The following is a 21799-nucleotide window of genomic DNA, read 5'->3' as shown; positions in this document are numbered from 1 at the left end:
TTCCCCTCCGAAACAGCCGGTCATATTCTTTCAATGCCGCACCACTTCATAATAAAAAGACTGATAATCTTCGCCGCTTTGATAAGGGCGTCTTTTTCGATATATTCATTGGCTTGGTGAGCCAGTTTCGTTTCACCGGGGCCGAATACGATGACGGGGGTGTTCCCCGCATGCGACAATACGCCGCCGTCTGTCGCCCATGGGGACGCTTCGACGACGGGCTGTTCGCCGGTGATTGTTTCATAGGCTGATTTGAGCGTCTTGGCCAGTTCGTCATCCTCGGTCAAATCGTTTGGAAGCCACATTGCGCCAAACCATTCAAGTTCGGCCGGATAATGTTTAAACCATTCGTCTTGATATTCCAGATCCTTCAGCCAGCTCTCCAGTTCAGATTGAACATCTTCGGGGGATTCGTTCGGGGCGATGCCGCACCTTCCCTCTATCATTACGGTGTCGGCTACCGATGAAGGCCATGTGCCTCCTTTGATCGTTCCGATGTTGATCGGAACCGGAATCGGAATATTTTCATATAATGGATCTGTTATTCTTTTATTCCTCACCTTTTCAAGCTGGCGGATGGATTCGATGACAATCATGCTCTTTTCGATTGCGCTGACCCCTTCATACCTTGTACCTCCGTGTGCTGAAAGCCCCTTTACCGTGATTCTGAACCACATCGATCCCTGCTGTTTGATAAACAATTTCATGTTCGTCGGCTCCGGAATCAGCGCACCGTCCGCGCGGTAGCCCCTCGTAACGGCGGCCAGCGTTCCCGCTCCTCCGCATTCCTCGTCAACGACGCTTTGGAAGATGAGGTCTCCCTTCAGCCTGATGCCGCACTTTTCGAGTGCTTCCATCGCCATTAACAGAGCGGTGGTCCCCCCTTTCATATCTGTTGTTCCCCTGCCGTAGATCCTTCCTTGTTTGACAACAGGCTGAAACGGCTCGGTATCCCAATCCTTCTTGCTTCCTTCAGGCACAACATCGATGTGGCCGTTTAAAATGAGTGATTTTCCGCCTCCTGTGCCCCGTTTTCTGGCCGCGATGTTCGGGCTTTCTTTAAAGCTCGTTCTGTCGGACTTAAAAAGCGGATGCTGGCGCAACTGCTTAATGCTCGGTTCCCAGACGTCGATTTCGGCGTCAAACTGCCTCAGTTTTTCCAAAACGACAGCTTGCGCGTGAAATTCCTGCCCCATCGTGCTTTTTTCCCCGACGAGCTTTTTTAACAGACGAACCGCTTTGATTTCATGCGTATCAATCCAGTCGCACACTTTTTTCTCTATGTTCTCCATCCAATTCCTCCTCCCTGCGAAAACGGCAGATCGGTCTGGACGCGTCCATCCGTCAGCCGCAGCACGTCATCAAGAGACGCTTCATTCATCAGTTCCTTCAATACAAAGTGATTGTTTTCAATCGCAAATACCGCTTTATCAGTGATCACCATGTCAACGCAAGCCTTCGCCGTGAGCGGAAGGGTGCAGGCTTCGAGAAGCTTGGGCTCCCCGTTTTTATCCGTATGGCTCATGACGACGATCACTTTTTTTGCTTTTTGCGCAAGCTCCATCGCCCCTCCCATCCCCGGAACTTTTTTTCCCGGCACAATCCAGTTGGCAAGATCTCCGGATTGGCTGACCTGAAGGGAGCCAAGGATCGTCAAATCAATACAGCCCTTTCTGATCATTCCGAACGACACGGCGGAGTCAAAATAAGAGGCGCCTTTTACGACAGTGACCGGGTAGCCCGCCGCATTGCAAAGATTCTCATCCTCCATCCCTTTTTCAGGTGTCTCCCCGATGCCGAGCACACCGTTTTCGGATTGAATCATGACGGAAATCCCCGGACGCAGGAAGTTCGGGACGAGCGACGGGATGCCGATTCCCAAGTTGACGATCATTCCGTTTTTCACTTCTTGAGCCGCTCTTCTAGCGATCTCTTCCCTCTCTAATGCTCCCAAACCCATTTCCACATCACCCCCTTTGATTCGGCCACCCCATCGACGAAAATGCCGGGTGTCACGATTTCCTCTTCATGCAGTCCGCCTGCCGGGACGATTTGTTCAACCTCTGCATACGTTTTGTCTGCAGCCATCGCCATGAGCGGATTCATGTTGCGGGCTGTTTTGTCATAAGTGAGGTTGCCGAATTCATCAGCCGTTTTTCCGTAAATAAAGGCAATTTCCGCAGTCAGCGCTGTTTCTGCGATGAGCGTGCGGCCGTTTAGAGAGACGGTTTTCTTTTCTTCCAGCACCATCTCATTGTCGATTCCGACGTCTGTTAAAATGCCGCCAAGTCCGACGCCGCCCGCACGGATCCGTTCGGCCAGCGTTCCCTGAGGCGAAAATTTGACTTCGAGAAGGCCGTCGGTCATTTGTTTGCCGGCGACGGGGTTGGAGCCGATATGGGAGGCGATCAGCGTTTTGACGCGGTTGTTGACGATCAGAGGTCCGATGCCGATCCCGGGAAATCCTGCATCATTACAAATTACGGTTAAGTTTTTCACGCCTTTTTCCAAAATCGCCCTGATGAGCGACGGCGGTGAGCCGACGCCGCCAAACCCTCCAAACATCAGGGTCGATCCATCCTTTACATCTGCTACCGCATCCTCGATTGACATCCGTTTATTCAAAAGGGCCATCTGCCTGTATCCCCTTTTCTACTTGTTTTTCAACTTCATGGACAGACTCTCTGAATATGTGAACGAGCTCCTCCATCTCCGCTTCTGATACCGTAAGCGGCGGCGCGACGATGACGGCGTCGCCGCCCCCTCCGTCGATGCCGGCTTGCGCCGGGTACAGGAGGAGTCCCCTCTTTTTCGCTTCCGCAATGATCCGCCCTGATACCGATAAGGAGTCGGGAAACGTCTTTTTGCTTTTTTGATCGGAGACGAACTCGACGCCCAAGAGCAGCCCTTTGCCGCGGATTTCGCCGATGATACCGGTTTGTTCCATGACGCTCATTAATTTCTCCTTCAGCATATCACCCTTTACCGCGGCTTTTCGGGGGAGATCGTTCTTGATGATATAGCGGAGAACCGCAAGTGCCGCAGCGGCTGAAAAAGGATTGGCGCTGTAGGTATGTCCGCTCATGATGACTCCTGATCCATTTTTGATCGTCTCCATCATGTCATCGGTTATAACGGCAGCAGCAATTGGAGAATAGCCTGCGCTCATTCCCTTGCCGAGAACGGCAATGTCCGGTGTGACGCCCCAATGTTCGATGGCAAGCATCCTTCCCGTCCTTCCCAAGCCGCTCATCACTTCATCCGCAATAAACAGAATATCGTTCGCTTCACAAATGTCCTTTATTTTTTTGTAATAGTCGCCGGGAGCCGTAATCGCGGCACCGGCCGCTCCGATCACAGGCTCCGCTACAAAGCCGGCGATAAACCGTTTGCCGATTCGTTTGATCGAAAGCTCCACTTCATTCGCGCATGCCGCACCGCAAGCTGAAGAATCAAGCTCATACGGACATCTGTAGCAGTTCGGTGCGGATGCGGCTGGGTACCTGTGAAGAAGATGGGTAAAACGGTAACGTCGCTCATAGAATCCCGACAGCGAAAGGGCTCCGTTCGTAATGCCGTGATAGCTGTTCCACCTGGAAAGAAACACCGTTTTATCGTGTTGTCCTTTCTCCTGCCAATATTGAACGGCAATCTTCATCGCGGTTTCCACCGCCTCAGACCCGCTGTTTACAAAAAAAGACCAATTCAAATCGCCCGGAAGCGCGTCTGCCAATAGCTCGGCAAGCTGTTCGGCCGGCTCGCTGGTAAACTGCGAACGATAGACAAAAGAAACTGCATCAAGCTGTTCTTTGAGCCGGGCGATAACCTCTGCTGCGCCATGGCCGAGATTGCAGGTAACGGCACCTGAGCAGCCATCGAGATATCGTTTTCCCGACTGGTCATAAATATAGCTTCCTTTTGCATGGTGAACGACCGGATAACTTCCGTGAAGATCCGGTTTAATCAAAAATGACATGCGGCATATCCCCCCTCCCAAGGAACAGGACTTTCTTTACATTGTATGAAACGGGAAATGGCCGCATTCTTTTTTCGAAAGCGTAAATGAAGACAGACATGCGGGCTGCATTTCGGATGCGAGAAACAGGCGACACACTGGCGCCTGCGGAAACCGAAACTTTCCGCGAGAAGCGGATGCCGGGAATCTACATGGGGATAAAAAAGAAACGGCAGACAAAAACGTTCCAGACCATCATTCCGGAAAGACCTCCTTTTACGTCCAAATCATGCTTCAATATGATTCTTCCTGTTGTGAAACTCACAACAGGTGCCCAAAACGCAGGATAAAAGCAATATCTTGTGCAGGTTGATGTTACATATTAAGGGGATATTTGACGATTCATTTTTGCAAAACAAAAACCTCCCGACGGATGGAAGGTTTTGTGAAGATGTTATAAACCGGTTTGATTCTATATTTTTTTAGTGGATAAAAGCAGCTCCGACGATAATCAGCAAAATAAAGAGTACGACGATTAATACGAACGTGCTTCTTCCGTAAAATCCATGGCCGTATCCATAGCCGCCGTAATCACAGCAATGATGGGGGTAATACACGGGACATTCATCCTTTCCTAAAAATTCGTTACACCCCAGCCTATGCGGGCCAAGTCACCATTGGTTTGTGCTTCTGCCTACATCGAGGAAAACAAATATTTAAAAATGGTTGTCAGACGATGCTCTCTCCGAAATCCGAGCTTTTCATAAAACCGTTTCGCCTGATCGCTTCCAGACGTGACCAGATAGCTCAGCTCCAGCCCTGACCGTTTCGATTCGGCAAGCATTTCATGGAGCAGTTCTGTTCCATAGCCTTTGCGCTGATACGGCTCTAAAATGGCGACTTCCTCGATTTTGGACACGTTTTCCCGGTAATCTGCGTAAAGCTCCGCACAGCCGATCGGCGTCCCATCGTCAGAGTAGCAGACAAACAGCTGAATAATGCCTTTTTCATAAAATGGATACTTGCGGCGCAGCTTCTCTTTGGCAAATGTCTCATTCACGCTCAGCGCATCATAGGTCTGCATCACATCACAGCCGTCCTGAAGCGATGTTGCCGTTCCCCATCTGATCCGACCTGACGCGGAATTCCCCTGCCATTCCGCCAGGTCGATGCTGTAAAAAAGCTCCTCATCAAGAACATACCCGAGATCAAACAATGCTTTTTTCATAGAAAGCGGAACACTCTTGCCAAATGAACTTTTCACATGAATGTAATTTCGTTTTAAAATCCCCGGAACGCGAACGAGCAGCGAATATAAATCTTCCATCGGAAAATCGTCCCGCAGCTGTATAAAATGGTTGGCAAACATTTGCGGAATCTGATCATCTATAAAAACGTCATAAGACGCTTCGCTTTTTTTGCTGCATGTCAGCAGTAAATAGTTTTCTTCAGCTTGTGCAATTGATTTCATGACGGAAGCCTCTTTTCGGTTCGTATAAATGATATAAAAAAATGACCCTTTCATAAAAAGGATCATCTTTTGACGGGAGAATGTCAATTCTTTTCAGAGTCTTTTTTTCCTTTCTCAAATAAGCCGGCATACTTTCCGTAGCCATCCTTCTCAAGATCGCCCTTCGGAATAAAACGGAGCGCGGCTGAATTGATACAGTAGCGTAGACCGTTTGGACCCGGGCCGTCGGGAAACACGTGACCGAGATGCGAGTCAGCGGTCTTGCTTCTGACTTCCGTCCTGATCATGCCGTGGGACGTATCAAGGTTTTCCTCTATCTCACCTTCATCAATCGGCTTCGTAAAGCTCGGCCAGCCGCAGTGGGCATCAAATTTGTCGAGCGAGGAAAACAGCGGCTTCCCGGAAACGATATCAACATAGATTCCCTCTTCCCGGTGGTCCCAATATTCGTTTTGGAAAGGGGGTTCTGTCCCGTTGTTCTGCGTCACCTCGTACTGCATCCGATTGAGCTGTTTCAGCCGTTCTTCTTTATTATTGACGCCCATGTCCCAAGCCTCCCCAATGCTCTTTTAAAAATCCCTCTCGCCCGCTTCCAACACGGTACCTTTTATAGCGCTCAGGATGTTTTTTATAGTAATCCTGATGGTATTCCTCAGCAGGATAAAACGGGCCGGCTTCAAGAATCTCGGTTGCGATCGGATCTTTGAAGACGCCGCTTTCTTCCAGTTTTTTCTTTGATTCCAGAGCGAGCTTCCGCTGTCGGTCATGATGATAAAAAATCGCCGTCCGGTAGGATTCGCCGCGATCCGCAAACTGTCCCCCGCTGTCTGTGGGATCGATCTGCTGCCAATAAAGTTCAAGCAATTTTTCATATGGAAAGATATCGGGATCAAACGTGATCTGCACCGCTTCTCGATGTCCGGTCGTATCGCTGCAGACCTCTTCATATGTCGGGTTTTCTTTATGACCGCCCGTATAGCCTGAGACGACTTTCATAATGCCGGGCTGTTCGTCAAAAGGTTTGACCATGCACCAAAAACAGCCTCCCGCAAACGTAGCGAGTTCCCGTTTTTCAGCCATATGCGCTGCCTCCTTATCATAAAACGTGATGTGAACTATTATATCATAGCCTTTTGCTTTTCCATCTTCTTCTGCTCACGCTCATACATTATTCTAAAAAAACCCCAGGCATCCGACTTTCTCCTCTTGCAGAGAGATTTGTGACAATTATTTGTCTTTTCCATCACTCGCTTACTGCATAAACGGTCAATCCTCCCGCTGTTGCCGCTTTTGCCTTTGTCAATTGGCGGTCACATGAACTAAAAATCTGCTTAAACATTTACTTATCAGTCAAAAATTATGGTATCATAGTGATATCATGTTCATGAAAAGGAAAATTCATGCTGATTCGGTTATTCCTTTCTAAAGAAAGCGGAAATTTGCTAATTGTATGGAGGGGCGAAATTTGAAAGCTAGAGAACAAATGATGTACGATATGGAAGCCTTGCTTCGCACAGTATTTAAACAAATGCGCGATGAAATAAATGAGCTGCTCGAAAAAGAGATGTCTCGGAATGAATTTATGATCCTGCGCCTGCTGAGCGAGCAGGGGCCGAAAAAGGTGACGGAGTTCGCAACGATTTTGGGCGTTTCCGCCAGCCATATTACCGCGGTAACCGATGCATTGGTCGAAAAAGGATGGATCACGAGAGTCCGTTCAAAAGAAGACAGAAGGATCATCAAAATCCACCTGACAGATGCCGGCAAAGAAATTATCAGATATTTCGAAGAAAAGAAAACGGAATATTATTTTAAACGATTCAGCTGCTACACCGATGATGAGCTGAAAACGCTGATCGAACTGTTCAGCAAGCTTGACAAAAAAGGACAGCACTAAACCGGTGAACTTACATATATCTGCACGCTCATGAGCACATTAAGATCAAAAAGAGGTGCACACATATGGCAGCTCCCTACCTATGTCCAAACTGCAAAACGAACCGGACACGCTTCAATTTGATTGAACAGTCGCCGATCTCCGTCAAGCTTGACCCTTCAACAGGGGAAATTTTAGAAACGTATTCAACGGACGAACGCTCCCTTTTTCATCTTCCATACAACGGCCCCGTAATGAAAGTACAGTGCGGCGTCTGCGGGTTAATCGAAGATGAAAAAACGTTTATCAAGCTCGCCGAATATGATAAACGCTGAAAACGAACGACTTATAAAGCACACCCCTCTAAGAAGAAGGTGTGCTTTTTTCTTTCCCGAAAAGTACGAGATGCTTCCATTTTCCATAGCGGTAATACAGAAACGCGGTCAGGCTGCTTAACATAAAGCTCGTGCCGATGCCGAGCGCGATGCCGTTTTCGCCGGTCCATTCAGAAAACATATATGAAAACGGGAAACGCAATACCCAAAAGGAGACCGCGTTCAGCACCAAAATCTGAAACATCGCGCCAGAAGCCCTTACCACACCGTTTAACACAAAATTAATACCGATAAACGGATAAAAGAAGGCAATCGTTTTCAAATATTGTTCTCCAAAGCCGGCCGCCTCAGGCTCTGAAATGAACAGCTTCACCGCATGGTATCCGGCGAAGAAAACGGCGGCGCTGATCGACAGCATGAACATGACCACGTAAAAAACGCCATAGTTTGCGATTTTCTTCGTTCGCTCCATGTCCCCGCCTCCGATCGTCTGACCGGCCATACTGTTGACGGCCGTTCCGATGGCCATCGCCGGCAGGATGAGAAGGCTGTCAATTCTCTGGACGGCTCCAAATCCGGAAACAACGCTTTCTCCAAATGAGTTGACAACGCTCATAATCGCCATCGAACCGCCTGAAATCACGACCATTTGCAAGCCGGCGGGAATCCCGAGCTTTAAAATAACAGAAGTCTCTTCAAGCGAAGGCAGCTTTGGAAGCGTAAAAGGCACGAGCCCTTTTTTCACCGTATGGACGATGCCGTAAATAAACGCGATCCCCTGGGAAAGAACGGTGGCGTAAGCCGCTCCTGAAATCCCCAAATCAAACCCCGATATAAACAGCGGATCCAAAAAGAGATTTAACATAACAGCAATCAGCACAAACTTGAGCGGTGTTTGACTGTCGCCGACAGCCCTCAATACGGTGCTGATAAAATTGTAGCCGACAAAAATATAATTCCGATAAAATGAATTCTTAAATAGCCGGATGCTAAATCCATCATTTGATTCGGCGTTTGCAGAAGGGAAAGCAAAGGATTTGTAAACATATAGCCGATTATGCCGAGCAAAAGGCTCATCACCGTCATGATCACAATAAATGCATTGACGTACGATGCAAGTCCCTCTTTGTCGCCCTTCCCTTTTTGCTGGGATAAAATCGTAAGCGCAGCATTATTGATCCCCAATACAAACGACAGGACCGTAAAGAAAACCGTTCCGGAGACAGCCGTCGCTCCAAGCGCTTTGGCGCCGAGCAAATTTCCGACCCACAAGCTGTCGATGAACTGGAAGGAAATCTGCAAAAGGTTGGCGAGAATAATGGGCCCGGAGAAAAAAATCAGCTGTGTCAAAACATTTCCGTATGTAAAATCCGTATTCATTTCCTTCTCCTTTTTTGCTTTGTCCCCGGCTGTGGCAGATGCCGGGAAAACCTCATATCATGAAAGAAAAACTAGAAAGGGGCGTGTGCAGATGGACAGCACAATATATGACGGCCGGCGGACTGAGTCGGTCTTTTATGCTCCGTATACAGAGAAGCAGGCGCTCGCTGCTTTTCGGGCCGGCAACGCCCAGGCGATGCTCAGGCTGCTTCACGCCGCTCCCGGCACGGACGATATCAACGTGCTCGTCAACGGATTTCCGCTGTTTCAAAACGCACCTTATAGAGAACTGTCCTCTTATGTGCCGATTATCGCCGGCATCTGCCGAATCGACGTTTTAAAGGCAGGGGCACTGCGCCCTCTGCTTCTTACCGTATATTATGACATCATGCCGGCTACCCATTATACAATCGCCATTACCGGCACCCTGTCAAAGCCGTTTCCTTTCGCGATGTCAGACCGGGTATCTATTCAAGATAGCAAACGCAGTATGAGGTTCGTTCATCTCTCCCCCGACGCCCCGGCTCTTGATCTTGCCGTCAGAAAGGGGCCCGTTCTTTTTGCAAACGTGTCCTTTGCAAACGCAAGCCACTATATCGCATGTCCCTTTGAAAAAACCGACTTGGAAATACGTGCAGCAGGAGCAGAAACCGTCTTGCTGAATGTTCCGAAGGCCGAGCTTTCAAACGGCCAGCCGGTCACCTTCTATTGCCTCGGGTTTGTCAATGGATATCCGTCTCTTGAAATGAAAAAACATACTGACGGTGCCGATTGAAAAAAAGAGACGTGATGTCTCTTTTTTTACCGGTCCGTTTTTTTTCGTTTTTTCACATCAAGCGTAAATACCATAATGCTCAAAAATAAGGCGCAATAGCCGATGTTTAAATACATTTTGTCCATATCATCGTCGAAAAAGCTGAGGGCTGCGAGCGCCGCAAAATACAGTCCAAATAATGACGCCAATAAGCTGAAATATTTATTGATACGCTCCATACGGTCACCTCTACTATTCAAAAAGAAAATTCTTCCTTACCTATTAATATTTTATATTGTCCTGTATTTTAAACGTTTCGTCAACTTTCGGTTATGATGCCGGCTGATAATAGACAAATTCGATTTGGTCTTTTTTCAAATCGATGGTTTTCGCTTTTACGTACATTCCGTTTTTAAGCGGCATTTCCGATAAGCGGATTTGAATTTCTTTCGCATGTGCGCGGACATGGACAAAATCCGGGAGATCATAAAACTGATCCATGTAGTTTAAAACAAACGATATCGGGATGTTCAGCCTTCCTAAAGAAAATTTTGTTACATGAAGAACGACATCCCCGCTTTTTTCGACTGACGGCCGGAAGGACACCGCGCAATCGACCGTCGATGAAAAGGCGCGGATGGCGCCGATGACGTGAACTTCATCATCGATCTCAACCTTGTAGTCAAGGTCTGACGATGTTTCTTTTTGCAAATACGAATTGATGAATGCCGACAATGATTCCTTCGTGGCGGTCACATTCAGTTCATACTCGCTCGCTGGAGGCCCGGCCTGTTCCCTTTCGCCGCCGGGAAGGATCAGGAGATTCAAAACGCCGGCCAAAATGATGATATTCACTGCTAATAACGTTAAAAATAAACTTTTCCATTTCTTCATGTTTTTCACCTTATTCTTGCGGAAAGTCTTCTTTTGTCATTTGATCGTAAACACGCTCTGCTATTAGTGAATACCCGTAATGATTGGGATGAAACTCATCATCTGCAATCTTTTTTTCATCGCTGTATTCTTCAAAGATGTCAGCGATATCGGCCATTTTTGCATTGGGGATGTTTTTGAGCTCCCCCTTCGCTCCTTCATTCCATTCGCCGACAACCTGACCGACTTCCCTCAGTTCTGAAAGCGTAAATGTAAACGGGTTGTACATGCCGACATAAACGATCTCCGCACTGCCGTTTTGCTCTCTGATGTCCGTTAAAATGTCCCCAAGCCTTTCTTCAAATGCCTTTTGCCCGACTCTAAACGGCTGAAGCGTCAAATGTGCAAAGTTTTGGCGGACCACCTTCATCAGATCGTTCCCGCCGATTGTCAGCAAGATATAGTCGGCGTCCCTCAGCCCCTCCTGCACCTGTCGTTCTTCCAGCTTTTTCTTCAGCTGATCAGTCCGGTAGCCTTTCACCGCATAATTTTTGACCGTAACCGATTTTACATCGCTGCGGCTCTTCAGTTTTTCGGCCACCATTCCGACATAACCTTTTCCTTCCTGGTCGCCAACTCCCTTTGTCAGAGAGTCTCCTACTGCGGCGATGACGATGTTCCGCTTAGGAGTAACCGCCGTTTTTTCGGCTCCCGCATTGCCAATTGTACATGCTGAGAGCAGACAGACAAGAACGATCATGACTGGAAAAAACCGTTTGCTCAAATAGCGATGCCCCTTCCTTCTTTATCACCTAAAAGAAAGTGTAACACGTTTTGTTTCTTTTGAAAATCGCACGGCAAAAAGCCCGTTTTCCGGCGGGGAAAAACAGGCTTTAGCATACTATGTTCAGCGTTTTTCAAGAGTTTTAATATCTGCGATGATATCTTCATACGGCGTATCTTTAACACCGTCATAATCTTTGACGACTTTCCCTTCCTGGTCGATTAAATAAAATGAGGTTTGATGAATGACCTGATCATCGTCTTCCGGCTTTTTGACGATTGCCTTAAAGCTTTTCAGCGCAAACTTTTCGATGTCAGCCTGCGAGTATCCAGTCAAAAAATCCCAATTGTCCAAAGACAGCGGATAGTTCGCCGCGAATTTTTTCAGCTTTTCCGGCGTATCGTTTTCGGGATCGACGCTGAACGAGACGATCCGGGCTTGTACGTTTTCTTCTTTCATTTGCTTTTGCAGTTCTGTCATGTGCGCGGTCATCGGCGGACAAACGGTCTCACAGTTCGTAAAAATAAAGTCCGCGACCCACACTTTTCCTTTTAAGCTGTCGAGCGATACCGTTTTATGATCTTGATTTTGAAAAGAAAAAGACTGTACATCATAATTCAGCGGGTCTTCAATTTTACTGGTGCCACAGGCGGATAACAAAGCGATGACAATACCGGCAAACAGTGCGCCGAAAACGTTTTTCAATCCTTCCCCATCCCCTTTGTCAGTCGGTATAAAAGGTGAAACCGATCGCTCCTTTTCCTGTATGAACCGATATGATCGGTGTGGTGCATAAAATGTCGATGTCCATCCCCGGAACATGCTCAAGCAATGAAGCTTTCAGTCTATGCGCCAGCTCCAGCGCATCTGCATGGGCGATGCCGATCGCCTGAACGGTTTTTCCTTTTACGGCCGAAAGGAATTGGCCTGTTAAATATTTAATGAGCTGAGCGCTGCTGCGGACGTTTTTTTCAGGCGTGTAAATCCCGTCTTCAAGCCTCGCGATCGGCTTTACTTTCAGCAAGGAACCGATCAGCGCTTTCCCTCTGCCTATGCGCCCCCCTTTGATCAAATTTTCAAGAGTGTCGATCGTCACATACAGAGAAGTGCGGTGTCTGAGCCGTTCAAGGTCCTCCGCTATGGCTGCAGCCGTCAATCCCTGCCCGGCAAGGACCGCTGCCCTCACTACCTGAAAACCTAAGCCTTTTGAAATATACATCGAGTCGATTACCGTAATCGATGCGTCAACCATTTTTGAAGCGCATACAGCCGTCTGATACGTTCCGCTTAGTTCACTTGAAAGGTGAATGCTGATCACTTCGCTCCCGTCTTCGGTCAGTTTTTCGTATAAGTCGATAAAAGCCCCCAAAGGCGGCTGGGAGCTTTTCGGAAGCTCAGCTGCTTTTCCCATCTTCTCAATAAATTCATCAGATTGTATATCAAGCTGATCCCTGTAAATCTTTCCGTCAATTGCTATGGAAAGCGGCAGTACGGAAATACCGTATTTGCGAAGCGTTTCCCTGCTCAGATCCGCAGTCGAATCCGTTACGATCTTAATGTTTGCCAATCCTTTTCACATCCTGTCGATTCCATGTGGCGCAAAAACCGCATGAAAAATTCTTTGCCGGCCATTGGCTTAGGCTGGCAAAGAATGTTTGCATGCTATGCATTATGTTTTAGTTCTTCCTGCTGATAAATCGCGAGGTAATCCCGCCATTTTAATGCCCGTTTTAAATATTCCCTGAAGGAGTAGACGCTTTTTGTCCGCCTCGAATCATACAGCTCTTTTAAATACGCTTCAAGCCTCAGCTTCGCCATAAAAAAGTGCGGGTCGTCCTCCTTTAACAATGGTATTTCCGTCACCTTCACCTGCTGTCCATCCGATCGTTTGAACTCTAGGCTTTTGAGTAACAAGGTATCAATCCTCTTTTATTGGATATTTTCTTTATTATATTATACATAATACCGGGAAGCTTTGTCCGGAAATGATGCGATGTATTCAAAAAAATGTCTTAAATCAGCAGGTTGAAGAGCCCTTCATCCTTGTTGACTTCAACGTAGCGGAATCCTTTTCGGTTCATTCTGTCGATGAGCGGTTCATAATCTTCGCGCTGTTTCAGCTCGATGCCGACGAGAGCCGGCCCGCTGCTTTTGTTGTTTTTCTTTGTATATTCAAACCGTGTAATGTCGTCGTTCGGCCCGAGTACTTCGTCCAAAAATTCGCGCAGCGCCCCGGCCCGCTGCGGAAAATTGACGATAAAATAATGCTGGAGGCCCTCGTACATCATCGACCTGTCCTTGATTTCCTGCATTCTGCCGATATCGTTATTTCCGCCGCTGACAATGCAGACGACATTTTTCCCTCTGATTTCATCCTTGTAAAGATCTAAAGCGGCAATCGGCAAAGCCCCGGCCGGTTCCGCGACAATCGCGCATTGGTTATACAAGTCGAGAATGGATGTGCAGACCTTGCCTTCCGGAACGAGCAAAATGTCATCGACGACGGCTTCGAGCGTTTTAAAGGTTTGGTCGCCGATTTTTTGTACGGCGGCTCCGTCTACGAATTTGTCGATTTTGGCGAGCATGACAACTTCGCCTTTTTTATTGGACTCAAACAGAGCAGGCGCTCCTTTCGGCTCGACCGCGATCAGCTTCGTCTCAGGGGACACATTTTTCATATAGGTTCCCACCCCTGAAAGAAGGCCACCTCCTCCGACGCTGGCAAACAAATAATGCGGCTCTGCTTCAATATCATTTAAGATTTCAACGGCAACCGTTCCCTGTCCGGCCATCACGTCAAGGTCGTCAAACGGATGGATGAATGCGCGTCCTTCTTCTTCACAGCATGATACAGCGCTTTGATAAGCATCATCGAACGTATCACCGGTCAGAATAATTTCGACATAATCTTTTCCAAAGAGCTCAACCTGGGATATTTTTTGTCTCGGCGTTGTAGACGGCATAAAAATTTTCCCGTGGATGCCGAGGTGCTTGCACGAAAATGCAACGCCCTGGGCATGGTTGCCGGCGCTTGCGCAGACGACGCCGTTTTTCGTCGTTTCTTTTGACAGCTGCTTCATTTTGTTATATGCGCCTCTCAGTTTGAATGAGCGGACAACCTGCAAATCCTCTCTTTTTAAATAAACGTTGCAATCGTACCTCTCAGACAGCCTCTCGTTTTTTTGAAGAGGGGTATGAATGACAACATCTTTTACGTTTTGGTGTGCTTTTAAAATGTCTTTGACTTGGATGAGAGAGTCTTCTTTAAGCAACGGTTTCATTTATAGGATCCTTTCTTTATAAAGCTTTATTTAATACGCCATTATATCATGAATATTCAAAATTTAAAGAGCAATTCTATTTTATTTGCAGACTTTTTTAACGATTCACCGCTTTATCCATATATACGACTGCAAGAACCGTTTCATTCAAAAAGATTGTTTTTGCAAAAAAAGCTTTATTTGTTTCAATTGGGTGTTATAATAGAACCAATTGAAACCAAAAGGAGTTTAACAATGATCCAATACACTTGTCCTTCGATCACTTTCGCTGACTTGATCGGTGAAGACGATTCTTTTGTACAGACAAAAAACAGAGCCAAACGATTTGCCGAATCCGTTCACCCGGTCTACATATCAGGGGAAACAGGGACGGGAAAAGGGCTGTTTGCAAAAGCCATCCACTATGAATCACCTTTTGCCGGCGGTCCGTTTCTGCAAGTGAACTGCAGCGCAGCATGTGAAGAAGAATTGGAAGACAAACTTTTTCACGATTCCGGGCTGGATCCCGGAACCCTGTTTCTCGATGAGGTGTGGGGCCTCTCTTTATCCCTTCAGGGAAAGCTTTTGGCCGCCATTGAACAAGGGACCGGCCCGAGGATTATTTCATCCTCGAGCGTCCCGCTCAGAGAACGCGTTGAAAACGATGAGTTCCGCATGGATCTGTATTACAGACTAAACGTGCTGGACCTGCCGCTGCCTCCTCTTCGTGAGCGTAAAAGCGACATTCCCCTTCTCGTTCATCATTTCCTGAAGAGCGGAGACCATGACATCTATGTCGAACCTGTCGTTTGGAAGGCTTTGGAGCAATACGAGTTTCAAGGAAACGTAAGAGAGCTGAAAAATATGGCCGATTATATGAAAACCGTCTCAGACCAAACAACCGTTCAGCTTTATGACATTCCGCCCGCCTTGCGGGAGCAGGTTGATAAGAAGAAAACAAAAGACAAAAAAAACGCGCCGGCATCCTTGACGATGATGGAAAAAGAGGAATTTGCGTTTTTGCTCGAAACGATCAAACAACTGAATGAAAAAGGAGAGCCTGCAAGCAGGAGAATCCTTTCAGAAAAAAGCAAAAACGGAAAGTCTGAGCTTACTCCGCAGCAGGTCCGCAATAGACTCGACTACCTCGAAAAACGGGAATACGTCACAAAAGGCCGCGGAAGAGCCGGAACGAAAATAACGCTTGAGGGGCTGCGTTTTTTAAGCTCATTAAAAAATCATATCATTCAGGATTAGAAAGGGTGTATGTTGATGTACACAATTAAAGAAGAAATCGCCAATGCCGTAACACACGGACTCGGCGTCCTGCTGTCCATCCCTGCGATCGTATTTTTGGTGATTTTCGCGGTGCGCTACGGCAATCCGCTTGATGTCGTCAGCTTTTCGATTTTCGGAGCCTCCATGCTGTTTCTGTATCTAAGTTCAACCCTCTTGCACAGCATACAGCATCCGAAAACGAAAGATATATTGGAAATTATCGACCACTCAGCCATTTATGTATTGATCGCGGGCACTTACACACCGTTGGTTCTCGGCCCTCTAAAAGGCCCTCTCGGCTATACGATGCTTGCGGTCGTCTGGAGCCTTGCCGTATGCGGGATCGTTTTTAAAATCTTTTTCGTCAAGCGCTTTATCGTCGTAAGCACCTTGATGTATCTTTTGATGGGCTGGATGGCGATCATTGCGATCAAACCGCTTTATGAGGCATTAACCGGCAAAGGCTTTGCGCTCCTCCTTTTAGGAGGAATCCTGTACTCCGTCGGAACGATCTTTTATTTATGGCGGAAAATTCCTTACCACCATGCCATTTGGCATACGTTTGTCCTCGGGGGAAGCGCGTCTATGTTTTTCTGCGTGCTCTTCTACGTTGCAAATGTACCTTTTGTATAACATAAAAAAACACCGGGCTTATAATGTGCCCGGTGTTTTTGCGCTTCCTAAGCGTTATGCCCGAAGCTGCTTTTTTTCAGAAATAGCGTAAGCCTGATGAATCGTCAGATCGATATCCGCAGGTCTCAGCCGTTTAAAAAACGACCCTTTTTGCATGTCCCCGACACCTGCCGTCTCAACCGGTACAACAAGGATGCCGAGCCTGCCTGCCAAAGCTTCATAATCAATCCCGTCATCCTCGGAAAGGATGAAGCTTTGACCTTTGCGAACGATGTCTTCTATTTTTTCAGCGGCTTCGTTTGGGTCTCCGGTTTTTTTAATAGCGGCCATTTTGTTCAGCCATTGCCCGATAAGCGGGTATCGAAATGCACGAGGTTCCGCGAAAAAAGAAGGCGTTTTATCCAGGTGGCCGAGCAGAATAGCCAGATCTGCAAGCGTAAGCTTCGGATGAACATACAGCACAGGACCTGCCGGAGTCTTGCCGGACTGGTGAATGGAGACGGTTGATCCAGTTAACCCGACACACCCGCGCATGAAAGATTTCGGCTTGTCATACACAGCCCGCATCTGATTGGCATAAGAAATCCGCGGATCGAGCGTCTGAAGCTCATACAGCAATCTGATGTGCTTTAACAGCATATAGGTTACATAGATCGCCAAAAAACAAGAGCGAAACACCAAATTCCCTCCTCTCTATCCTTTTCTCTGATAAACGAGGAATTCGTAGTTATAAGGGTTTTCTTCATCTTTTACACCCTTTTGTCTCGAAACGATTTCCCACTCGTCTTCGCTGAATTCCGGGAAATAACGGTCTCCCTCAAACGCTTCATCAATTTTCGTCATATACAGCTTATCGGCATAAGGAAGCAGTTCTGTATACAGCGTTGAACCGCCGATCACAAAACATTCTTCTCCGCTTTCTTTGGCAAAACGCACAGCTTCGTCTGCCGAATGCAGCATTTCGCAGCCCGGCAGATCGAGCTCCCCATTTGTTGTCACGACAACGTTTCTTCGGTTCGGGAGCGGCTTTCCGATCGATTCAAACGTTTTTCTTCCCATGATGACGGTATGTCCGCTTGTTACGTCTTTAAAATATTTTAAGTCCCGCGGCAGATGCCAAGGTAGATCATTGTCTTTACCGATCAGACGGTTCCGGTCCATCGCAAAAATAAATGAAATCATGCGTATGACAGCCTCCTTTATGAATAATTCAGGTTTCTTTACGGATGATCAAGATTGCTATGTATAGCGGTTTTGGCGTAAAGAGGCATCTCTTTCCGGGGTTTAGCATCGTAGCAGGCGGCTGATGAAGCTTGTATTCCCCGTCCTTTCCGTTCCTAAACATATGACGGTATACATCTGATTTCGTTTCACTTTTTTCATCCTTTTGTAGTGTATCTTGTTTGGCCTTTGGCAACAAGACATTTTTCAGAAAAGGTGAACAAAATAAATAAACCGCCTTTCGGCGGTTTATCGACTCCCGTGCACGCTCGGATGTCCGGCTTTCTCTTCCTGCTCTTCGTCCTGGAGCTTTTGATGAGTGTGGGCGATCCGGCTTGCCGCCGCAGCCGCCAGCGCAGCCACGATATCGTCAAGAAATGTGTGGACCTCACCGTCCGGACAATCATCCAGCTCTTTAATGATCCCGAATTTTTCTTTGTCCAGATATCCAAAGTTGGTAAGTCCGATCGATCCGTAAACATTGACGATTGACAGAGGAATGATTTCGTCTATTCCGAAAAGCGGTTCATCCGTTTCCACTAAATATTGAAGCGGTTCTGGCAAAAGCTTCTTTTCCGCAAGCTGATCAAGCGCTATACCCGTTAAAACGGCATGGATGATTTCCCGTTTATTCAAAACCTTTTCGACATTTTCAATACAAACGCTCAAAGGCAGGTCAGGATGGTATTTTTCCTGCAGTTTTTGAACGATGAGCGCGATGTCTTCAATGGTGACGCCGCGTTCATTCAGCATGTTTTTTGTAAGGTGCACCATTTCATTCATCGTATATTTTTTCATCTGTCATGCATCTCCTTTAATGACTCATCCAATTTGGCGGCGTATTGCGGTCCCAGTAAATGCTTCCGAGGTCATGGTGTTTTTGAAAGCCGTCCTCTGCGCTGTGATAATGAAAATTAAACCAGTAGCCTTGCTGGGGCGGCTGATCCCTTCTGACGTGAAACCTTAAAACATCCTCCCCTGTTTTGCGGTTATACACGTGAAAGATTTTTTCCGATTTTCCCGGTGTCGGCTTTTTTGAAATCACAAGATCCTGGTATGCCTCATCGTCTTTCAGCGTCATCAGATGGCTGACGATCACTTCTTCGATCTTTGGAAGGACTTCTTCTCTGTACTCATCTTCAATCTTTTGCGATATCTTGTCCCCGAACTTCGCAAAAGATTGATCTTCGGCATCATTCAGCAGCCCAGTCATATAGGAGTCAAACGGAGGCTTTTGTTCCTGCTCCCCGTCAGACAGGGAACCTTCCCTGTTTTCATATACGGCCGTATATCCCGTCTGCTGCTTGATGTTCTGATGCTCTGACGGCTTGTCCGCCATCAGAGCGGCAGGAGGTGATACAAGGCCGAACGTCGCAATTGTAAATAAGGCTACAAGAGCTTTTCTCATCCACATCTTCATCGCCGATTAGTTCCCTTCTGACCACATTCGTTTTCTCTTATTCTATCATATGTTGAATTTTCAGTCAGCTAAAACGGTTATCCCGAAAGACCGTTTACCCGTACAATTTCTCCTTCCGCGAGCTTCAAAAACTCATCCGGCGTCAGGCTGAAGCAGGGCCTTCGATTGTCCAGATCTCCCCATATTAAAGGAGGTTTTCACCTGAAACACACAAGCCAAACGGCCGCTACACCTCCGGTTGGCCTGCGTGTTTCTCGACTGCTCCTGCGTCTTTTCGGCCTTTTCCCGGCGGATTTCTCTTTTTAGCTTTATCAATCCGGTTTGTCCGCTTCCAATCACAAGCACTGCTTTATCGGCTTCCGTCCCGTATCCGACCGTGCTTCATCTCATTTAAAAACCCCAGTTCTAACAATTGCGCTGTACTTTTTCGATAACCTTCCCGTTGATTCATTTCACCTGAAGCAAGCGATCGACCACGATATGATTGATTGCATGAATGTAAGCTAAAGCGCTCGCTTTCATAATATCGGTATCCGTTGCTTTGGCTGAGTAAGTTTCCCCTTTATATTCAGCTTGAATGCTGACTTTCCCCAAGGCATCTTTTCCCCTTGATACGCTCGTGATCTTGTATTCAATCAATTTAATATCGAAATCCGCGATTTCTGTGATAGCGGCGTACAATGCCTCGATCGGGCCTGAACCGACAGCGCTCGATTGGAAGATTTGCTCATTCTGTTTTATTTTCACACTGGCAGACGGAAAATGAAAATTGCTGATGACCTGCAAATCGATAAGCTCATAAAAATGCCTGCTGTGCCCTGTTTTGTCTTGATCATGGGAATGATGTTTTGCGAAATAGTTCTCTGCGATGACATATAAATCGTGTTGGTAGACTTCTTTTTTTGTATCGGCCAGTTTGAGAAACGCTTCAAATATTTCTTCAAATTGCTGATCGGTTAACTGATGCAACCCCATTTTCCCGAGCGCGTTTTTCACCGCGTGGCGGCCGGAGCGGGCTGTTAATACGAGTTCCATATCATCGAGGCCGACCTCAACCGGGTTCATAATTTCATATGCATCCCTGGATTTCAGCAAACCGTCCTGGTGGATGCCTGACGAGTGAGCGAAAGCATTTTCCCCGGTTATGGCTTTATTCACTTGTACATCAAGCCCCATCAAGCTGCTGACAAGCCTGGATGTATTCATAATTTCTTTTGTGTTGATATTCGTGAACGCCTGATACAATGTCCGACGTATGTTCACCGCCATCACAACTTCTTCCAAAGCAGCGTTTCCGGCCCGTTCGCCAATTCCATTGATCGTGCACTCCACTTTATCTGCACCGTTTTTAATGGCAGCTAACGTATTGGCAGTTGCCATGCCAAGATCATTGTGGCAATGGACGCTGAGAAGCACCCGGTCATTTACGTTTTTCAAGCGGTCGTTTATTTTGAAAATCAATTCGCCAAACTCTTCCGGATCTGCATAGCCGACCGTATCAGGGATATTGATCATCGTTGCTCCCGCCTTTACAACAGCCTCAATTGTCGACCATAAATATTCAAAGTCGGAGCGTGAAGCGTCTTCTGTCGAGTACTGCACATCCGGCATAAGCGTTTTGGCGTATTTTACTGCATCTACACCGATATTCATGATTTCGCTTTTTGATTTTCCGAATTTCTTTTCAATATGAATGTCAGAAGTGCCCAGCACGATGTGGATCAACGGATGTTCGGCGTATTTCACACTGTGATAAACCGCATCTATATCAGCTTTTACTGCCCTCGCCAGCCCTGTGATGATCACATCGTCAGCCTTCCCTACCTTTTTCGCGATTTCTTTCACAGCATTGAAATCGCCGGCCGATGATGAAGGAAAACCTGCTTCGATGATATCGACCCGGAGCTTTTTTAATTGATTGGCAACTTCCAGCTTTTCATAAAGGTTGAGCTTCGCACCAGGAACCTGCTCTCCGTCTCTAAGCGTTGTATCGAACACCCAAATTTTTCTTGTCATCTCAAAACCACTCCTTTGTCATATTGGTGTATAAAAAAAGCCCCGTCTCTATTTATAGAGACGAGGCTTTGCTCGCGGTACCACTCTAATTGATTAATCAATCCGTCATTAATCCACTCTGTTTCGGCGGCTATCACCGCCTATCTGTATAACGGCAGAATTCCGGCTCCCCCTACTTAGCCAATCGGTGTTCAGGGTGCAGCTCTTGGATGAGTTCAAAGGAAATAAGTGCCGATTCTCACCACCCATCAGCTCTCTGAAAGCTTATTGTCCTTCTACTATTTCCAATCTTCGCTTGTTATGATTGAATTTATATGCAATCATAAGCCAGCACATCTGCATTGTCAACATTAAAATCAGAATGTTTTATCAATTCTGTCGTTTAATAAGAGAAAAAGCACCTTTTCTTTTATCAATAAAACGTTTACAATCAAAGAAGAACATTCCAAAATTGGGAGTGATCCTTAATGGTTGAAGGACTTTTCATTACAGCTTCGCTTATTACCCTCGCTTATTTTATCGTCATGGAAATCGCGGACTAAC

At 46.9% G+C, this 21799-nt stretch carries 25 protein-coding genes, 1 pseudogene and 1 other annotated feature; of the genes and pseudogenes, 5 read left to right on the top strand and 21 right to left on the bottom strand.

Translation table 11 applies throughout. The features are described from left to right. Positions 1-20: 20 nt before the first annotated feature. The 8 genes from NSQ39_RS08335 to msrA form a co-directional block, all read right to left on the bottom strand. Positions 21-1292 (bottom strand): peptidase, encoded by a 1272-nt coding sequence (locus NSQ39_RS08335; protein ID WP_046129588.1) that lies wholly within the window; start codon positions 1290-1292, stop codon positions 21-23. Continuing rightward, positions 1280-1960, bottom strand: a complete 681-nt coding sequence (locus NSQ39_RS08330) for a 3-oxoacid CoA-transferase subunit B (RefSeq protein ID WP_175075050.1) — start codon at positions 1958-1960, stop codon at positions 1280-1282. Before NSQ39_RS08330 ends, NSQ39_RS08335 begins: the two co-directional genes overlap by 13 nt. Then, on the bottom strand, positions 1942-2634 hold the full coding sequence (locus NSQ39_RS08325; protein WP_046129590.1) for a CoA transferase subunit A: 693 nt from the start codon (positions 2632-2634) through the stop codon (positions 1942-1944). The genes NSQ39_RS08330 and NSQ39_RS08325 overlap by 19 nt, the downstream gene beginning before the upstream one ends. Continuing rightward, the gene (locus tag NSQ39_RS08320; protein WP_046129591.1) at positions 2618-3976 is read right to left on the bottom strand and encodes an aspartate aminotransferase family protein; all 1359 of its coding nucleotides are present in this window, start codon (positions 3974-3976) and stop codon (positions 2618-2620) included. Before NSQ39_RS08320 ends, NSQ39_RS08325 begins: the two co-directional genes overlap by 17 nt. A gap of 461 nt (positions 3977-4437) precedes the next feature. After that, complete coding sequence (locus NSQ39_RS08315) at positions 4438-4572, bottom strand: YjcZ family sporulation protein (RefSeq protein ID WP_046129593.1); 135 nt, start codon at positions 4570-4572, stop codon at positions 4438-4440. A 77-nt stretch (positions 4573-4649) separates the two neighbouring features. Further along, complete coding sequence (locus NSQ39_RS08310; protein ID WP_046129639.1) at positions 4650-5426, bottom strand: GNAT family N-acetyltransferase; 777 nt, start codon at positions 5424-5426, stop codon at positions 4650-4652. 83 nt (positions 5427-5509) lie between these two features. Continuing rightward, positions 5510-5971, bottom strand: a complete 462-nt coding sequence (gene msrB, locus NSQ39_RS08305; protein ID WP_046129594.1) for a peptide-methionine (R)-S-oxide reductase MsrB — start codon at positions 5969-5971, stop codon at positions 5510-5512. Continuing rightward, positions 5958-6506 carry a peptide-methionine (S)-S-oxide reductase MsrA gene (gene msrA / locus NSQ39_RS08300; protein ID WP_046129595.1) on the bottom strand — a complete coding sequence of 183 codons (549 nt, stop codon included), beginning with the start codon at positions 6504-6506 and terminating at the stop codon, positions 5958-5960. Before msrA ends, msrB begins: the two co-directional genes overlap by 14 nt. Before the next feature lie 385 nt (positions 6507-6891). Here msrA and NSQ39_RS08295 point away from each other — a divergent pair, with 385 nt between their 5' ends. Both NSQ39_RS08295 and NSQ39_RS08290 read left to right on the top strand, forming a co-directional pair. Then, complete coding sequence (locus NSQ39_RS08295) at positions 6892-7323, top strand: MarR family transcriptional regulator (protein ID WP_046129596.1); 432 nt, start codon at positions 6892-6894, stop codon at positions 7321-7323. A gap of 65 nt (positions 7324-7388) precedes the next feature. Next, positions 7389-7637, top strand: coding sequence for a hypothetical protein (locus NSQ39_RS08290; protein ID WP_046129597.1), 249 nt, complete (start codon positions 7389-7391; stop codon positions 7635-7637). A 28-nt stretch (positions 7638-7665) separates the two neighbouring features. Here NSQ39_RS08290 and NSQ39_RS08285 read toward each other — a convergent pair. Next, positions 7666-9017 (bottom strand): annotated as a pseudogene (locus NSQ39_RS08285) (MATE family efflux transporter). A 91-nt stretch (positions 9018-9108) separates the two neighbouring features. Here NSQ39_RS08285 and NSQ39_RS08280 point away from each other — a divergent pair. Continuing rightward, positions 9109-9792, top strand: coding sequence for a DUF4397 domain-containing protein (locus tag NSQ39_RS08280; RefSeq protein ID WP_341014506.1), 684 nt, complete (start codon positions 9109-9111; stop codon positions 9790-9792). Between the two features lie 26 nt (positions 9793-9818). Here NSQ39_RS08280 and ypmT read toward each other — a convergent pair whose 3' ends face one another. The 7 genes from ypmT to ilvA form a co-directional block, all read right to left on the bottom strand. Further along, positions 9819-10010: a protein YpmT gene (ypmT, locus tag NSQ39_RS08275; RefSeq protein ID WP_046129599.1), complete on the bottom strand. Its 192-nt coding sequence runs from the start codon at positions 10008-10010 to the stop codon at positions 9819-9821. A 91-nt stretch (positions 10011-10101) separates the two neighbouring features. After that, positions 10102-10665 (bottom strand): YpmS family protein, encoded by a 564-nt coding sequence (locus NSQ39_RS08270; RefSeq protein ID WP_175075047.1) that lies wholly within the window; start codon positions 10663-10665, stop codon positions 10102-10104. 10 nt (positions 10666-10675) lie between these two features. Continuing rightward, the gene (locus tag NSQ39_RS08265) at positions 10676-11428 is read right to left on the bottom strand and encodes an SGNH/GDSL hydrolase family protein (protein WP_065894557.1); all 753 of its coding nucleotides are present in this window, start codon (positions 11426-11428) and stop codon (positions 10676-10678) included. Positions 11429-11551: 123 nt separating this feature from the next. Next, entirely contained in the window at positions 11552-12133 is a 582-nt protein-coding gene (locus NSQ39_RS08260) for an SCO family protein (protein ID WP_236809474.1), read from the bottom strand. Between the two features lie 19 nt (positions 12134-12152). After that, complete coding sequence (locus tag NSQ39_RS08255; RefSeq protein WP_046129603.1) at positions 12153-12995, bottom strand: DegV family protein; 843 nt, start codon at positions 12993-12995, stop codon at positions 12153-12155. A gap of 95 nt (positions 12996-13090) precedes the next feature. Beyond that, positions 13091-13342 (bottom strand): YpmP family protein, encoded by a 252-nt coding sequence (locus tag NSQ39_RS08250; RefSeq protein WP_046129604.1) that lies wholly within the window; start codon positions 13340-13342, stop codon positions 13091-13093. Positions 13343-13440: 98 nt separating this feature from the next. Then, the gene (gene ilvA / locus NSQ39_RS08245) at positions 13441-14709 is read right to left on the bottom strand and encodes a threonine ammonia-lyase IlvA (RefSeq protein WP_175075046.1); all 1269 of its coding nucleotides are present in this window, start codon (positions 14707-14709) and stop codon (positions 13441-13443) included. 234 nt (positions 14710-14943) lie between these two features. Here ilvA and NSQ39_RS08240 point away from each other — a divergent pair, with 234 nt between their 5' ends. After that, positions 14944-15945 carry a sigma 54-interacting transcriptional regulator gene (locus tag NSQ39_RS08240; protein WP_046129606.1) on the top strand — a complete coding sequence of 334 codons (1002 nt, stop codon included), beginning with the start codon at positions 14944-14946 and terminating at the stop codon, positions 15943-15945. 15 nt (positions 15946-15960) lie between these two features. After that, positions 15961-16599, top strand: coding sequence for a PAQR family membrane homeostasis protein TrhA (trhA, locus tag NSQ39_RS08235; RefSeq protein ID WP_046129607.1), 639 nt, complete (start codon positions 15961-15963; stop codon positions 16597-16599). A gap of 54 nt (positions 16600-16653) precedes the next feature. Here the strand turns inward: trhA and NSQ39_RS08230 are convergent, their stop codons facing one another. The 5 genes from NSQ39_RS08230 to NSQ39_RS08210 form a co-directional block, all read right to left on the bottom strand. Then, the gene (locus tag NSQ39_RS08230) at positions 16654-17277 is read right to left on the bottom strand and encodes a hypothetical protein (protein WP_046129608.1); all 624 of its coding nucleotides are present in this window, start codon (positions 17275-17277) and stop codon (positions 16654-16656) included. Between the two features lie 15 nt (positions 17278-17292). Next, positions 17293-17781: a dihydrofolate reductase gene (locus NSQ39_RS08225; RefSeq protein WP_046129609.1), complete on the bottom strand. Its 489-nt coding sequence runs from the start codon at positions 17779-17781 to the stop codon at positions 17293-17295. A 288-nt stretch (positions 17782-18069) separates the two neighbouring features. Then, the gene (locus tag NSQ39_RS08220; protein WP_046129610.1) at positions 18070-18618 is read right to left on the bottom strand and encodes a phosphatidylglycerophosphatase A family protein; all 549 of its coding nucleotides are present in this window, start codon (positions 18616-18618) and stop codon (positions 18070-18072) included. Positions 18619-18634: 16 nt separating this feature from the next. Next, positions 18635-19240 carry a YpjP family protein gene (locus tag NSQ39_RS08215; protein WP_046129611.1) on the bottom strand — a complete coding sequence of 202 codons (606 nt, stop codon included), beginning with the start codon at positions 19238-19240 and terminating at the stop codon, positions 18635-18637. Between the two features lie 447 nt (positions 19241-19687). Further along, positions 19688-21256, bottom strand: coding sequence for a 2-isopropylmalate synthase (locus tag NSQ39_RS08210; RefSeq protein ID WP_046129613.1), 1569 nt, complete (start codon positions 21254-21256; stop codon positions 19688-19690). A gap of 53 nt (positions 21257-21309) precedes the next feature. Next, positions 21310-21557: a binding site (T-box leader), on the bottom strand. Positions 21558-21799 lie beyond the last annotated feature (242 nt).

The organism is Bacillus sp. FSL W8-0848, assembly GCF_038007805.1.
Classification (GTDB): Bacteria; Bacillota; Bacilli; order Bacillales; family Bacillaceae; genus Bacillus; species Bacillus glycinifermentans.
Note: the sequence above shows the minus strand (reverse complement) of the source record. Positions and strands in the feature narration are given on the sequence as shown.